We start from the raw sequence: 15,630 nt of genomic DNA, 5'->3' as shown, positions 1-15,630 counted from the left end.
CATCAGAACACGTAGGTCGCGCGTTCTGCTATGTCATAGATTATTGACAGCGAACTGCCTGCGAGTGGAATATATCAAATTGCCGATACTTCTAAGTCGTTCTATCCCTAAAAGGGTCGAGGACGCCGTCGAGGGGGACGATATCCATGCAAGCCGACTTTCGGCAGGCCCTGAAGGATCGGACATATGCCGATCATGTGCGCGTTGACGAAACGCTTGCCGGTTTCGACTTGCAAACGCGGGACGGCTTTGCCGCGTTTCTGGGGATTCATCATGTCTGTTTCGACGCGATGACCAGCGCTGCGATCAACGACAGTCATGCGCAAAGCAGCCTGCGCGATATGCAGCGGCGTATCGCGGCGGATTTGGCCACGTTGGGCACGTCATATACGCCGATGGCTGCGGCACCGATGGACCCGGTCGACCCTTTGGCGATGGACTACATCATCGAAGGCTCCCGCCTTGGCAGCCAAGTGCTCAAGCGCAACTGGGCAACATCCACCGACGCACTTGTCCGCGATGCGCAGGCCTATTTCGCGATGGCCCCGGTGCCCGGCCGGTGGCGCAGCGTCTGCCATGACCTCGGGCAGGTGCCTGTTCAAAGCGCGCGGGCAGACACGATCACAACAGACACCAGACGGCTCTTTGATCTTTTCTACGAAGTTGCCAGCACATGGACCGTCCAGCACAGTCTGGGCAAGGAACTCACGTCATGACTCAACTCGACAAAGGTGGGGCTGCGGATCAGTCAGTGGACCTCACCAATTGCGACCGCGAACCCATACATCTTCTTGGGAATGTGCAAGGCTACGGATGTCTGATTTCCACATCCTCCGACCTGATGATCAATCACATGTCAGCCAACTGCGCGGAGATGCTGGGCCTTGATCCGAACGAGGTTGTCGGCCAGCGCCTGATCGAATTGCTGCCTGAACGGACGGTGCACGACTTGCGCACCAAATTGCAGATCAGCAGCAGCTCGGGCGCGGGTGGCAGCCGCCTGTTCGGCTACGATGTCCTTGAGGACGGACGCCTGTTCGACGTCTCCATCCATGTGTCCGGCCAGTCCTTCATATTTGAATTCGAGCCGAAATCCTCGGAAGAGGAGCGCGACGACATGGCTCTGGTGCAGCCGTTGATTGCACGCGTCGCCAAGAAGGACACGGTGATCTCCGCCGTGCAGGAGGCGGCGGTGGCGCTGCAGGTCCTGTCCGGGTTTGACCGGGTCATGGTGTACCGCTTTGCGCAGGACGGGTCCGGTGAAGTGATCGCGGAACGGCACGCCTCGGGCATGGAGCCCTTTCTGGGGCTGCGATATCCGGCCAGCGATATCCCCAAGCAGGCCCGCGAGCTTTACAAGCGCAGCACGTTGCGTCTGATTGCGGACGTGAACGGAGAGGTGTCACCGCTTGTTCCCGAGCGCAATCCCAATGGCGAGCCGCTGGACCTGTCCCTGTCGGTGACACGGGCCGTGTCGCCCATCCATCTGGAATACCTGCGAAACATGGGCGTCGAGGCGTCGATGTCAGTGTCCATTCTGAAGGACGGCGACCTGTGGGGCCTCTTTGCATGTCACCATCGGTCCGCCCGGTACGTGGACTATGAGCGCCGCACTGCGATCGAGCTTTTTGCCCAGTTTTTCTCGTACGAACTCGAACGCAAGCTGGAGGCCGAAATTCGCGACGAGGAACGCAATTCGCGGGCGCTGCACGACCGCCTGATGGTTCGGTTGTCCGCTGGCAGCGACCTTATCGACAGCTTCGAAGTCATCGCGGACGAGTTGTCCCAGGTTGTGTCCAGCGACGGGGTCGCCGTGTACTCCGAAGGGCGCTACACCGCGCGCGGTTCTGCCCCCACGGCCGACGAATTCAAACGGCTGGTGCGCTTTTTGAACACCGCCCCAACCGGGCAGGTGTTTGCGACGGACCGCATCATTGCGAACTACCCCGATGCCGAAGCCATCGGTGACCGTGTGGCGGGACTTGTCGCCGTACCGATTTCCCGAACACCGCGCGACTATATCGTGTTCTTCCGTCGCGAGATTGCACGGTCCGTCCGGTGGGCAGGCAATCCCGAAAAGCCGGTGGAAGTGGGCCCAAACGGGGTGCGCCTGACGCCGCGAAAAAGCTTTGACGCTTGGACGGAGATGGTGCGCAACACCTCAGCGCCATGGATAGAAAGCGAACTGCGGGCCGCCGAAGCGCTGCGCCTGTCCTTGATCGAAATCGTTCTCAAGCTGACTGACGAGGCGAACGCGGATCGCAAGGCAGCCGCGGAAAAGCAGGAACTGTTGATCGCGGAACTCAATCACCGGGTGCGAAACATCCTCAACCTGATTCAAGGGCTCGTCTCGCAAAGCAAATCGGGGGCTGTGACACTCGAATCCTATACCAAAGTACTGGATGGCCGCATTCAGTCGCTCGCACGGGCGCATGATCAACTCACCCGTCAGGAATGGGCGCCAAGCGCCATCAGGAACCTGATCCACGTCGAAGTGAACGCATTCCTGAACGGACAAAGGGAACGTCTGGTCGTGACCGGCGACGCCCCTTTGCTTGCCCCCGAGGCGTTTTCCACCATGGCCTTGGTGATCCATGAACTGGTCACAAACTCCGCCAAGTATGGCGCGTTGACCGATCAGTCTGGCAGGGTCGGTGTCGACCTGAACATTGCCGATGACGGCGCGCTTGTCATCGAATGGCGCGAGCGCGGTGGACCTGTGGTCAAGGCGCCGACAAGACGCGGGTTTGGGTCCACGATCATCGAACGCACCGTGCCGTTCGAACTGAATGGAACGGTCGAGACGCGCTTCAAGATCTCCGGGTTCGAAGCCGATATCATGATCCCATCACGATATGTCTCCGAAGGCGTGATAGTCGACAAGGAGGACGGCCCGAGCGACGCCCCAAGCACTGGCAGCGCTATGGTCGAGTTGTCCGGCACAGCGCTCGTGCTGGAGGACAACATGGTGATCGCCCTGGATGCGTCCGACATCCTGAGCGGCATCGGGGCATCCGACGTCAAGCTGGCAAGTTCCGTTGAAGACGCGCTCGAAATCATCGAGGGCGAGGATATCAGCTTTGCCGTGCTGGACATAAATCTGGGCAACCAGACATCACTGCCCGTTGCGCAGCGGTTGAACGCTCTGAACATCCCCTTCGTCCTCGCCACCGGATACGGTGATGTCGAAAGCATTCTGACTGAATACCCGGACGCGCCCGTGGTTCAGAAACCGTTCACGTCCGAAAGCCTGTACAAACAAACGCATATGGCACTGGCGAAAGAGACCTAGCTACAGCCCTGTCTCGTGTGACCGCGCAGGACAGGGCTGTCGGTTACACGAGCAAGCACACGGCATTTCACATGCCCTTAGTCCGTTGCGCAAAGACAACGCGCAGAGCTTGGTCAAAGGCGTGGGTCAGGTCATGTTTCCGTGCCCTGTCGGGCGCGAAATACCCGAACTCGATCTCCATGCGCGGCTCCCAATCCACCAGCCGAACATCGGAGGCCAATTCGGGGTCCAATGCGACCGGATCGGCAAAGGTAAAGCCCATGCCGCGCTGCACCAGCCTGTAGGCCGCCGATCCCAGTGACACCTCATGCGCCACCCGAAGCCGCGCACCAATTGCGGCCAGTTCCTGATCGACGATGCGTCGAATGACTGTTGTGTCATCCAGCGCGATATACGGCACATCCGCCAGGTCCTCCGGGCGCAGCACATCGCGCGCGGCCAAGGGATGATCGCTGGCGATGGCGATTTTCAGGGGAACCGCACCCAACCGAACAGGTGCCATCTGATCAATCGCCAACGGAAGCGCCGTCAGGCCGATGTCGTAGCGATCATTCAGCATCCGCCGCCCAAGGTCGCGGCGCGGGTGGATCTCAAGCTTGATTGGCTGATCGGGAAAGGCATCACGCAACAGGGCAATGGCCGGGATGGCCAGGCCATTGACGATCCGTGTCTGCGCGATGATCCGGAACGCTTCGGGCGATCCGCTTTGTATCTGCTGAACGAAAGCCGGTAGGGCGTCGATCTGAGACAGGATGCGCAGGGCTTCGGGATAAAAGCGTTCGGCCTCTGGCGTGGGGATCAACCGTCGGTTTTCGCGTCGGAACAACCGGATCGCATATTCCTGTTCCAGCAGTTGCAGCAATCTGCTTGCTGCCGACTGGCTCAGATGCATTGCGTCCGCCGCACGGACGAGGGTGCCTTCCTCCATCACCAGGCAGAACACTTTCAGGCAGCGCAGGTTCATCGTTCGAATTTCTCGATGTATAATTCGGATAATTCTGTTTTTTCTACGCAAACAGATGCCCTACGGTCCAGCCATAATCGATGTGGCGCCGGTCCAAGGTGTCACCGCCCAAGGGAGGACATCATGAAACGACGCGACTTTATCAAGACGGGGGTGTCGGCCTATGCCGCACTGGCCGCGCTGCCCGCATTTGCCGAATGGTCGCCACGGCGGCCCATCAATGCCATTCTGCCGTACTCCGCAGGCGGCGGTACGGATGCGCTCGCACGTGCGGCAGCGGCGTCTGCGGATGGTATCCTTCCGGTTCCGCTGGTCATCGTCAACAAACCCGGATCGTCCGGCATCACCGGCGCGACCGAGGCGGCAGCGGCCCGCCCCGACGGCAACACCGTCATGGTCACGTCGGCGGGTTCGTTCTTGCTGACCTCGATGCTGCGCGACACGGACGTCAATCCGTTCGACAGTTTCGACGTCATTGCCCAGATCGGCAACCTGACACCCGCTGTTATTGTTCCTGCAAACAGTCCCTTTCAATCTGTTCAAGATCTGGTCGATGCGGCGCGCGCGACCCCGGGTGGCCTCCGGTGGGCCCATAACGGGCGCGGGGGCTTCCATCAGGTCGCAGGTCAAAGCTTTCTCGACCGCAACGATCTTGAGGCGCAGGACATTCCCTTCAAAGGGGGCGGACCAACACGCGCAGCCGTTATCGGCGAACAGGTCGATTTCGCCTTCGTGGGCATCCAGCAGGCCGCGGGGTTTGAGAACGAATTACGCGTGTTGGCCTTGGTTGCACCGGAACGGGACGCGATCCGCGATGATGTCCCGACGCTTGCCGAACTGGGATTTGACTATGTGGCCGTGTCGTCGCCGATCGTGTTCTTCGCCCCCAAGGGCACCGACCCCAAGGTTGTTGCCGGCATGGAGGCGGCCCTGCAAGCCATCACCGAAACCCAGCAATTCGCCGACCTGATGCGCGAGCGGGGCAATGTTCCGGCCTTCCTGAACGGCGCTGACACCGAAGCCCGATTGCGCCAGATGCAGTCAGACACGCAGCCCGTGATCGACGCATTAAAGCAGAGCGGATGAAGCAATGACCCCGGGGTCCTCTCCCGCCCCTCGGGTGGTCGGCGTGGCGCTGGTCCTGATCGGGCTAGCCGCCACGGCCACCTCCCTGAGCATTTCGCTGGACCAATACGGGCGTTGGGGTGCGCGGTATTTTCCACTGGCAGGCGCCTTTGCCTTGATCCTGCTGGGCGCCGCCGAACTTCGATCCGCAAGGGCCGGTCGGTCGTTTGATCGTACGCACCTGCCTGCAATTGCGGGCCTGCTGGCCGTGTCCGTCACATATGTCTGGGCCATCTCGGCGTTCGGCTATCTGATCAGCACCGCATTGGCCGCGCCCGCAGCACTCTGGATTTTCGGCACTCGTAACGTGCTCGGCCTTGCTGTGGCCGCCATTGCCTGTCCGACCGCATACCACCTCGTGTTCTTCAAGCTGCTGGGTGTCTTTCCGCCACTGGGTCGATATTTCGACCTCCTCGACCTGTTCGGAGGCGTCTGAGGGCATGGACATTTTCCCTGCACTCGCCGGGGTCTTGACAGACCCAATCCTCATGGGATGGGTGTTTCTGGCAGCCATCGTCGGAATGGTGGTCGGAGCCATCCCCGGACTGACGGCCTCTGCGGCCATCGCAATCCTGCTGCCACTCACGTTCTACATGGAGCCTTTGCCCGCACTTGCCTTTCTCTATGTGATCGGGAAATCAGGGCGGTTTGGCGGGTCTATTGCGGCGATCCTGTTCAACACGCCGGGCACCGCCGCGTCCGCCGCGACGCAGCTGGACGGCTACCCGCTCGCACGTCAAGGCAAGGCCAGCAAGGCGATGAAGGTGGCCACCATTTCGTCGGTGATTGGCGACTTCACGGGCGAGGTTCTGTTGATCGCCGGGGTGGCATGGATCGCGGCGGTCGCATTGAAACTTGGCCCGCCAGAGCTGTTTGCCGTCTATTTCGCGGCGTTCATCGTCATCGGCTCGGTGATCGGAAAGTCGGTCACCCGCGGGCTGGCCTCTGCGGCCTTGGGCGTGCTGGTTGCCATGATCGGCCTAGATCCCATCAGTTCGACCGCCCGGTTCACATTCGGAAGTTTTGACCTGACCAACGGGATCGGGCTCGTGCCCCTGATGATCGGCATCTTCGTCTTGGGTGAGGTGTTCGCCCAGATAGAGGAGCGCGGAAAGCCCGCCAGTATGGTCGCCGATGACACGGACGCCACGCTCAGCAATTTGACTTGGGCTGAATACAAACCCTGTCTGCCGCATGTGGTGCGGTCGTCGTTCATCGGCGCATTCATCGGAATGTTGCCCGGTCTTGGATCGGCCATTGCCGCGTTCGTGGCCTATGGGGAAGGCAAGCGGCGGGCCCGCAACCCGGACGAATGGGGCACCGGCGCGCTTGAAGGTGTGGCAGCCCCCGAGGCGGCGAACAACGCCGTGAGCGGCCCGTCCATGGCACCGCTGCTGACGCTTGGCATCCCCGGATCCACCATCGGCGCCATCCTGATCGGGGTGTTCCTGATCCATGGCATCCAGATCGGGCCGACCATGTTCCTGACAAGCCGCGATCTTGTCTATGCACTGTTTGCCTGCGGTTTGATCGGCATCGCGATGTACGGGGTCATCGGCTATTTCGGCGCGGCTTTCATCGGCCGGTTTATCACCCGCATCCCGACCAAAGTGCTGTATCCGATCATCTTCCTCACGTCCTTTGTGGCGGCCTACACGTCGCGCGGAAACCTCTTTGATGTCTACGTGATGGTCGCTGCCGGTTTCGTCGGATGGGCGATGCGCAAGCTCGATTTCAATCCAGCTGCCTTTGTCATTTCCTTCGTGCTGGCAGGCGGCGCGGAGGAGACGTTTCGTCAGGCGCTTTTGCTGTCCGACAACGGCCTCTTGATCTTTGTCACCCGTCCCGTCGCGCTGCTGTTTCTGGTCATTGGGTTCACAGCCCTGTTTCTGCGGGTACGAAGTCTGAACAGGCACGCGCGCGCCCACGCCCTGAGGGACGCGTGATGACAGCGCCCTTGCACGGCATCCGCGTCATTGACTGGACCCATGTTCTTGCGGGGCCAGCGTGCTCCTACTACCTCGGCCTGCTGGGCGCGGAGGTGATCAAGGTTGAACGCCCGGGCCGGGGCGATGCCATGCGGCACCGGGGCGGCACCGACACGACGCGCGCGGCGTCCGGCATGAGCACTGCGTATCTCACGCAAAGCGCAGGCAAGCGGTCTGTGGCCCTCGATCTGGCAACGGACGCGGGGCAGGGTGTCTTCCGCAGGCTGTTACAGTCTGCCGACGTATTGGTCGAAAACCACCGACCAGCCACATTGAAACACCTCGATCTGACCGAGGACACAACACGCAGCCTGAACCCGCGCCTGATACACTGCGCCATGACCGGCTACGGCCGCGCAAACGACATGGCAGATGCACCGGCTTATGATGTGAACATTCAGGCGATCAGCGGTTTGATGGCGCTCACCGGCACCGCAGACACTGGACCCACGCGCACCGGTGCGCCGATCATTGATTATGCAACCGGATTGGCGGGGGCGCTTGGCGTGATGTCGGCTCTCATGACGCGGAACCAGACTGGCAAAGGCGCATTTGTCGACGTCTCGATGCTCGAAACCGCTTTTACACTCATGAACTCCACCATCACAGACTACCGCCTGACCGGCACCGCGCCGAAGGCACGCGGGAATGCGGCAAACAGCCGGTCCCCATCGTCCGGCGTGTTTGCTTGCGCCCGGGGGCATCTGAGCCTCGGCGTCAACGAAGATGCCCAGTTCCGCGCGCTTGCACATGCACTGAACCGTTCGGAATGGCTGACGGACCCTCGATTTGCAGAACCAACGGCACGCGACGTGCATCGGTCAGATCTGTCTCAGGCAATTTCTGATGCATTGCGCACACGCCCGGCCAGCGCATGGGAACATGAATTGATGGCAGCAGGCGTGCCATGCGCGCGGCTCAGAACCTTGCCAGAAGCACTCGAATTGCCGCCCGCCGCACAACGCGGCTTTGCTGAGCGCGGGGCACATGGGTTCTGTGGCCTGCCATTCACGCTGCCCGACGGACCATTGCCCGAAGCGTCCATGGCACCACAAACACTTGGCGAAAGCACACGCGCCGTGCTGGAAAACCTAGGCTATGACGGCCAGGAAATCGACGCACTCTTTACCGCTGGCGCAGTTGGTGGCGGGCGTGGCACCGCCTGAGGCATACGCAATCCAAAGGGCAGAACGATGGGTCGTTTTCACTGTTTCATCTGCATTCAATCCCTGTAGTACGCGCGCCCACGTTGCGGGGCACCCTCGGCTCCTGATCCAGCGCATTTATTGATGACTTTTGCCGGAAACTCATGTTCGTCTTGCGACGTGATCGCGCACCAGAAAACGAAGCAAACAATGGTCAAACCACATTTCAGTTTTTGGATCATCGCCGGGTTGGGCCTGATCTGGAACCTGATGGGGTGTCTGAATTTCCTCACCCAGTTGAGTGCCGAGGCCGTGGCCGAAATGCCCGAGCTATATCAGCAGATCATCGAGATGCGTCCGCTGTGGGCCACGCTCGTCTTCGGTGTCGCGGTGTTTGGCGGTGCGGCGGGGTGCGCCTTGTTGCTGCTGCGTGCCCGGGTCGCTGTCGCGGTGCTTTTTGGATCGTTGATCGCAATCGTGTTGACGACGATCCAGACGAGTATGGCCGTCGGAATGACCACAAGCACGACCGTTGCCTTGCTGGTCGGTGCCGCACTGTTTTGGTATTCGACGATTGCGGCGCGCGTGGGATGGCTGCGCTCAAAATAGCGCCCGTCCGGCTTCCGCGTCAGCTTGCCAGAAACGTGGTTAATTTTGTCGGAATGCGCCGGTCGCACGGACAAGTTGTTGATACGACACGGCGATCACAAACGAACTAAGATAACGTGTCACCACCGCACAGCCTGTCCCCGCGGGGACAAACCCGGGTAAAGGTCTTGCAAACCCCGTGTTTCCGCAAAAAACGCGCCGCAAATCCATCCCAAATCTGCGTTTCAACAACCACGTTCCCCTCAGGTGTTCTGAGGATAGCTGATGATCGACAAATAGCGCGCGGGCAGGCTGACCAGTTTCTCCGGCCCGTGCGGCGCATCGGCGTCGAAGAATAATGTGTCGCCGGGCTTGAGCGCATAGACCTCGCTGCCATGCCGATAATCCACCTCACCTTCGAGCATGTAGATCGTTTCGATCCCGCCGTGTTGGAAGGCAGGGAAAATGTCGGACTCGGCGGTCAGCGTGATCAAGTATGGCTCGACAATGACACCCGATGCGTTTGATCCGATGTGCCCTAACAGATTGTACTGATGATTGGCGCGCGTGCCGGCCCGTTCAATCGACACGCCTTCGCCCGACTTTGTGTGCACGGCCTGCCGGTTTTCCTCGAACTGGCGAAAGAAGCTGGTCAGCGGGACCGACAGAGCGTTGGCCAGCAACTGCAACGTCGTCAGCGAGGGCGAGGTATTGCCGTTCTCGATCTTGGACAACATGCCAATCGACAGCCCCGTCGTCTGGGACAACTCAGCCACCGTAATTTCCTGCTGACGCCGGAAGCTGCGCACTTCACGGCCGATGGCCACCTCCAGCACTTTTTCGCGTTCCCCGTCGCGGGTGCGGTGCGGATCCTGGGTGAGTTTGCTGACCATGTCGGTGGCTGTCTTTTTCCATGTTGTCACCGGCTGCGTTCTACGCGGCGACGCGCTCGTAAACAATTCTGATCTGGACTTGGGTCTGACTTCCAACCTTCTCCGATGCTACAGCCGCGCAGTGTTGCGGCCCCATGGGTCTCAATGTCTTTGATCGTCTTCCCTGCGGCTCGCTGCAAGCGATGGCAGCAGTCTGACCACAAGCCCCATGAGTAATGCAGTGCTGATGCCGAAGGTCAGAAGGCCTGTGATGGCAGCAAAGGTTCCAAAGATGCGCAGGCCGTCCTGCAGCACCAAATCGCCATAGCCAAGGGTCGTGTAGGTGGTTGTAGCGAAATAGAAACTGGTTGGGAAATCCGCGAAGGCACCCATCGCGTAAAGGGCCAGCGACCATGCCCACACCTGAATCGTGTGGGCCACAAGGACCAGCAGAACCGCTTCGCTCGTCAACACCATGGCGCGCAATCTGACACTTGCCTGTCGCATCCGTCCATGAGCGCGCGACAGAAGCGGGACCATGATTGCCACGAACCCCACATGGACAAGGGCGCACGCTGTGAGCAGGGCGCTGCCAAGCAGGATTTGTGAGGCGGCGGTCATGGTGAGCCTTTCGAAACAGGACGGAGCGTTTCGGCATAGTGCAGCCGGGTGGCCGCAGGCTCAAGGGCCAGACGGAGGTCCGACGACGTTCAACTGCCCAGCAACATCGTGCGGCATGCGGAAAGGTGTTGGGTGGCCATGCGGCGCGCGGCGTCGGCGCGACGCGGGCGCGTGTCGAAGGTCGCCTGTTGCAGCAACGAAGAATGGGCCAGCTTGACCTCGATCCGGTGGCTGAGGATGGCGCGACCCTGCTGCTGTGCAAGAGATGCCTCTGTCAGCGTGACAAAAGTGGCGCGATCCTCTTCATGATGACGCGCGTCCGGGTCGTTCATCAGCCAGGCATGTTCCATCTCAGCCGAAAAACGACCGGCGCAACCGGCAAAGTCGAAGGCGATACTGTCATCCGCCGAAACCTGCAGACCGCCCGCTCCGATGAACGCAATCGCCGCGATCATTGTTTTCATTCTGCTCATATTTCCAGCATTGAGCCGAAAATACTGCACGTCAACTATGCGTTATGAAAACTTTGAGGCAGATGAGACATGAGACCGAGCGTCATTTCTCCTTACGCTTGGGGCAGTCGACCCGGCCGCTATGCTCCACGGTTTGAGCCTCACCAACGACCGAGCCCCGCAAAAGAGCATGTTTGTGAAATGTTTTGCCGTCGCTTTCATCGTAGTGTCAGGATGAACTGGCAGGAACCGGACACAATTGTCGCGCCTGCGTGACTGGCATTGAGCCTTTGCGCCTGACCCGCTATCTGCACGGTATACGATGGTGTGCAGAACGGCACGCCGTGCGCCCCGACTTTAGAATATGTGTCTGAAACAACCGAAAGACTGCCCCATGTCCCAAGACGCCGCCCCCGATATCATCTACACCGCCACTGACGAAGCGCCGCAACTGGCCGCCGCATCGCTGCTGCCCATTGTGCGCAAATTCGTGTCTGCCGCTGGCATTGACGTGTCAACGCGCGACATTTCGGTCGCGGGTCGCATCCTTGCGGCATTCCCCGAACGCCTAACCGCCGCACAAGCGCAAAGCGATGATCTGGCAGCCCTTGGCGGGCTTGTGACGACGCCAGACGCCAACGTGATCAAGCTGCCGAACATTTCGGCGTCTGTTCCGCAATTGCAGGCCGCGATCAAGGAATTGCAGGGGCAGGGCTATGACATCCCGGACTACCCCGAAGCTCCTAGCACAGGTGCGGAAAAAGAGATCCGTGCGCGCTATGACGCCATCAAGGGCTCTGCGGTGAACCCGGTTCTTCGAGAAGGCAACTCCGACCGTCGTGCACCTGCAGCGGTCAAAGCCTACGCCAAGGACAACCCGCATTCGATGGGCACCTGGACCAGCGACAGCAAAACCAAGGTGTCGACAATGGATGCGGGCGACTTCCGGTCGAACGAGAAATCCGTAACGCTGTCGGCGGCGCAAGCCGGTGCATTGAAGATCGAACACACCGCTGCTGACGGCAGCGTCACCGTGCTCAAGGACGGCATCGACATGCCGGAAGGCGCCATTGTTGACGCCACATATATGTCCCGCGCCGCGCTGATGGATTTCCTTGCGGCCGCCATTGATGACACCAAGGCTGACGGTACACTGTTCTCGCTGCACATGAAGGCCACGATGATGAAGGTGTCTGACCCGATCATCTTTGGCCACGCGGTGCGCGCCTACCTTAAGCCAGTCTTCGACAAGTATGACGCGGAATTCAAAGCCGCCGGTGTGAACCCCAACTCCGGCCTTGGAGCGATGCTTGAGATGATTGCGGCCATGGACAAGGGTGCCGAAATTCAAGCCGAGATTGACGCGGTCATGGCTGACCGTCCGCCAATGTATATGGTGAATTCCGACAAGGGCATCACCAACTTGCACGTGCCATCGGATGTCATCATCGACGCCTCCATGCCCGCCATCTTGCGCGCAGGCGGAAAAGGGTGGGGCCCGGACGGGAAAGAGGGTGACACGAACTGCGTGATCCCCGACAGCTCGTATGCGGCTGTCTATGCCGAAACGGTTGATTTCTTCAAAGGCAACGGCGCACTTGACCCGACCACTGCGGGCACGGTGCAGAATATCGGGTTGATGGCGAAGAAGGCCGAAGAATATGGCTCGCACCCGACCACGTTTGAAATTCCAGCTGACGGCACCGTCAAGGTGATTGCGGCCAATGGTGACGTGCTGACCAGCCACGAAGTGGAAGAAGGCGACATCTGGCGCATGGCTTCCACCCGGAAAGAGGCTGTTGTGAACTGGGTCGATCTGGCGATTTCGCGTGAATCCACAACAGGTTACGCGTCGGTCTTCTGGTTGGACGAAAGCCGCGGCCATGATGCAGAATTGATCAAGATGATCACACCGCTGCTGGACGCCAAAGGCAAGACGGACAGCTTCCGGATCATGGACCCCGCCGCGGCCACGCGCCACGCGCTGGGGATCATCACGGCGGGTGACAATTGCATCGCAATCACCGGCAACGTGCTGCGCGATTACCTGACCGACCTGTTCCCGATCCTGGAAGTTGGCACATCGGCCAAGATGCTGTCGGTCGTGAAGCTGATGAACGGTGGCGGCATGTTTGAAACCGGGGCAGGTGGCTCCGCCCCAAAACACGTGCAGCAACTGGTCGAGGAAAACCACTTGCGTTGGGACAGCTTGGGAGAATTCTGCGCCATTGCGGAAAGCCTGCGCTTCTTTGGCGAGGCACATGGCAATGCCAAAGCGTCCATCATGGGCGATGCGGCAGATGCGGCCATTATCAAGCTGCTCGGGAACGGCAAATCGCCGGGCCGCAAAGTGGGCCAGCCCGACAACCGTGACAGCCACTTCTTCTTTGCGCTCTACTGGGCCGAAGCGCTGGCTGCACAAACGGATGATGCCGATCTGGCCGCATCTTTTAAGGATCTCGCGGCGGCGCTGAGTGCGCAAGCCGACGCGATCTCGTCCGAGATGATGGCCGGTCGCGGATCGGCCGTTGACCTGGGTGGCTACTACAACACCGACGCGGCAAAGGTGGCTGCCGTTATGCGCCCCTCGACCACGTTGAACGCGCTGATCGACGGATAAACACTGGACACTGCCGGGGCGCCCCCTCGGCAGTGTCGCCTTCTTGCAGTATTCAACTTGCCAATGCTGCATATGCGGATCGCGCCGAAAATGAGACATTTCGCGCATGCTCTTTTCGGTTTTCGAAAAATGCGCCAACGTATTTCGGAATGTTTGCCCTAAGGTCATTGCCGACCTTGCGCCTGCTCGGATGTGCGTCATAGCGTGCGCAAAATCATCCAGCGATCAGGACATTCGATGGCACGTGAATATCTCAAGAAAGCAACGCTTACCTCGTCGTCAGGCGCGTCGGACGTTCATCAGATCGTCACTGATATTCTGGCAGATATCGAGGGCCGTGGCGATGCGGCTGCGCTGGAATATGCGGCCAAGTTCGACAAGTATGACGGCAATGTGCTGCTGACGCAGGACGAGATTGAAGCGGCCATCGCGCAAGTGCCCGAAAAGCTGAAGGCCGACATCCAATTTGCCCATGATAATGTGCGTCGCTTTGCAGAAACGCAGAAAAGCACCGTTGCGGATGTGGAGCTGGAAATTGTGCCGGGATTGATTGCGGGTCAAAAGGCGATCCCGGTGGATGCGGCGGGCTGCTACGCCCCCGGTGGCCGCTACAGCCACGTGGCCAGCGCCATCATGACCGTGACCACGGCGAAGGTTGCAGGCTGCAAGCACATCACCGCCTGTTCGCCGCCACGTCCGGGCGTCGGTGTGGCGCCAGCCATCGTTTACGCGGCCCATATCTGTGGTGCGGACAAGATCATGGCGATGGGTGGCGTGCAGGGTGTCGCCGCCATGACCTTCGGACTGTTTGGGCTGCCAAAAGCGAACATCTTGGTCGGCCCCGGCAATCAGTTCGTGGCCGAGGCCAAGCGCATCCTGTTTGGCCGCGTGGGTATCGACATGATCGCGGGTCCAACCGACAGCCTGATCCTCGCCGATGCGGACGCTGATGCGCATATTGTTGCGACCGATTTGGTGAGCCAGGCCGAACACGGCTACAACTCGCCCGTCTGGCTTGTGACGGACAGCCGTGATCTGGCCGAACGTGTGATGGAAATGGTGCCGGGTCTGATCGACGATCTACCGGAAGTAAACCGCGAGAACGCCACCGCTGCCTGGCGCGACTATGCCGAGGTGATCGTGTGTGCCGATCGCGAAGAAATGGCAGCGTGTTCGGATGATTACGCGCCGGAACACCTGACGGTGCAGGCCAAGGATCTAGATTGGTGGCTGGACCGTCTGACTTGCTACGGCTCGCTCTTTCTGGGTGAGGAAACAACGGTGTCCTATGGCGACAAGGCGTCAGGCACCAACCACGTGTTGCCGACATCCGGTGCGGCCAACTACACGGGCGGACTGTCCGTGCACAAATACATGAAAATCGTAACATGGCAGCGCGCCACGCGCGAAGGGTCGAAACCCGTGGCAGAGGCGACGGCCCGCATCTCTCGTCTTGAGGGGATGGAAGGGCACGCCCGTGCGGCAGACGTACGTCTGGCCAAATACTTCCCCGGCGAAAACTTCGACCTCAGCGCCGATGGGTAGACCGTATCCACTCTCCATTGGTTCGAGTGTTTCAGGTGAGGGCAGGAGGCACAGGGGCAAGACTGTGTTCTGCAAATTCCTGTCGATCATCGGCGGGCTTACCGGGTGTCACGATCCGCGCCCTAAGACCTTGAGAGATGTACTTCTTCCTACATTGGGTCCAATAGGTGGACCCCGCGAAGACATCACGGTGCTGAACGCCTTGCGATCACTCTTGCAGACAACCTTGTCCGTCCGCGCCGATACCTTAGCCACGCATTACAGAATACCCACTGGCGCGGCTCCGTGTCTGCGACCAAGCACGTCATTTTGTACCCCATACCTCGGAGATTGTTGACCTTATGAACATCGACAAGAAGATAACGGATGATTTGGTTGCGAACGACATTTCGTTTGTGACGACGGTTCCGTGCAAGCA

General features: G+C 60.0%; 13 protein-coding genes and 1 pseudogene. 10 read left to right on the top strand and 4 right to left on the bottom strand.

Annotation, left to right across the window (positions count from 1 at the left end; all coding sequences use genetic code 11):
* Window positions 1-146: 146 nt before the first annotated feature.
* Window positions 147-716: a biliverdin-producing heme oxygenase gene (locus Q1A32_RS11165; RefSeq protein ID WP_299614540.1), complete on the top strand. Its 570-nt coding sequence runs from the start codon at window positions 147-149 to the stop codon at window positions 714-716.
* Window positions 713-3,292, top strand: a complete 2,580-nt coding sequence (locus Q1A32_RS11160) for an HWE histidine kinase domain-containing protein (RefSeq protein WP_299652980.1) — start codon at window positions 713-715, stop codon at window positions 3,290-3,292. The genes Q1A32_RS11165 and Q1A32_RS11160 overlap by 4 nt, the downstream gene beginning before the upstream one ends.
* 67 nt (window positions 3,293-3,359) lie before the next feature.
* Here the strand turns inward: Q1A32_RS11160 and Q1A32_RS11155 are convergent, their stop codons facing one another.
* Entirely contained in the window at window positions 3,360-4,256 is an 897-nt protein-coding gene (locus Q1A32_RS11155; protein WP_299652977.1) for a LysR family transcriptional regulator, read from the bottom strand.
* Between the two features lie 123 nt (window positions 4,257-4,379).
* Here Q1A32_RS11155 and Q1A32_RS11150 point away from each other — a divergent pair, with 123 nt between their 5' ends.
* The 5 genes from Q1A32_RS11150 to Q1A32_RS11130 all read left to right on the top strand — a co-directional run bounded on the left by Q1A32_RS11150 (window position 4,380) and on the right by Q1A32_RS11130 (window position 9,123).
* On the top strand, window positions 4,380-5,342 hold the full coding sequence (locus tag Q1A32_RS11150) for a tripartite tricarboxylate transporter substrate binding protein (protein ID WP_299652974.1): 963 nt from the start codon (window positions 4,380-4,382) through the stop codon (window positions 5,340-5,342).
* 4 nt (window positions 5,343-5,346) lie between these two features.
* Window positions 5,347-5,817, top strand: a complete 471-nt coding sequence (locus Q1A32_RS11145; RefSeq protein ID WP_299652971.1) for a tripartite tricarboxylate transporter TctB family protein — start codon at window positions 5,347-5,349, stop codon at window positions 5,815-5,817.
* Between the two features lie 4 nt (window positions 5,818-5,821).
* On the top strand, window positions 5,822-7,327 hold the full coding sequence (locus tag Q1A32_RS11140) for a tripartite tricarboxylate transporter permease (protein ID WP_299652968.1): 1,506 nt from the start codon (window positions 5,822-5,824) through the stop codon (window positions 7,325-7,327).
* Window positions 7,327-8,535 (top strand): CaiB/BaiF CoA-transferase family protein, encoded by a 1,209-nt coding sequence (locus Q1A32_RS11135; RefSeq protein WP_299652965.1) that lies wholly within the window; start codon window positions 7,327-7,329, stop codon window positions 8,533-8,535. Before Q1A32_RS11140 ends, Q1A32_RS11135 begins: the two co-directional genes overlap by 1 nt.
* Before the next feature lie 189 nt (window positions 8,536-8,724).
* Complete coding sequence (locus Q1A32_RS11130; RefSeq protein ID WP_299652962.1) at window positions 8,725-9,123, top strand: hypothetical protein; 399 nt, start codon at window positions 8,725-8,727, stop codon at window positions 9,121-9,123.
* Between the two features lie 242 nt (window positions 9,124-9,365).
* On the opposite strand, the gene Q1A32_RS11125 is transcribed toward Q1A32_RS11130, so the two are convergent.
* The 3 genes from Q1A32_RS11125 to Q1A32_RS11115 all read right to left on the bottom strand — a co-directional run bounded on the left by Q1A32_RS11125 (window position 9,366) and on the right by Q1A32_RS11115 (window position 11,059).
* Entirely contained in the window at window positions 9,366-9,995 is a 630-nt protein-coding gene (locus Q1A32_RS11125) for an XRE family transcriptional regulator (RefSeq protein ID WP_299655563.1), read from the bottom strand.
* A 141-nt stretch (window positions 9,996-10,136) separates the two neighbouring features.
* Window positions 10,137-10,595 (bottom strand): ion channel, encoded by a 459-nt coding sequence (locus Q1A32_RS11120; protein ID WP_299652959.1) that lies wholly within the window; start codon window positions 10,593-10,595, stop codon window positions 10,137-10,139.
* A gap of 89 nt (window positions 10,596-10,684) precedes the next feature.
* The gene (locus Q1A32_RS11115) at window positions 10,685-11,059 is read right to left on the bottom strand and encodes a hypothetical protein (RefSeq protein ID WP_299652956.1); all 375 of its coding nucleotides are present in this window, start codon (window positions 11,057-11,059) and stop codon (window positions 10,685-10,687) included.
* A 382-nt stretch (window positions 11,060-11,441) separates the two neighbouring features.
* Between Q1A32_RS11115 and Q1A32_RS11110 the strand changes: the two genes are divergently transcribed.
* The 3 genes and pseudogenes from Q1A32_RS11110 to Q1A32_RS11100 form a co-directional block, all read left to right on the top strand.
* Window positions 11,442-13,667, top strand: a complete 2,226-nt coding sequence (locus Q1A32_RS11110; protein ID WP_299652952.1) for an NADP-dependent isocitrate dehydrogenase — start codon at window positions 11,442-11,444, stop codon at window positions 13,665-13,667.
* Between the two features lie 237 nt (window positions 13,668-13,904).
* Complete coding sequence (gene hisD / locus Q1A32_RS11105) at window positions 13,905-15,212, top strand: histidinol dehydrogenase (RefSeq protein ID WP_299614551.1); 1,308 nt, start codon at window positions 13,905-13,907, stop codon at window positions 15,210-15,212.
* A 341-nt stretch (window positions 15,213-15,553) separates the two neighbouring features.
* A pseudogene (locus Q1A32_RS11100) lies at window positions 15,554-15,630 on the top strand (sulfopyruvate decarboxylase subunit alpha); the annotation flags it as partial.

It is taken from the genome of uncultured Tateyamaria sp., assembly GCF_947503415.1.
GTDB lineage: Bacteria > Pseudomonadota > Alphaproteobacteria > Rhodobacterales > Rhodobacteraceae > Tateyamaria.
This window is presented reverse-complemented; position numbering and strand designations above follow the sequence as displayed.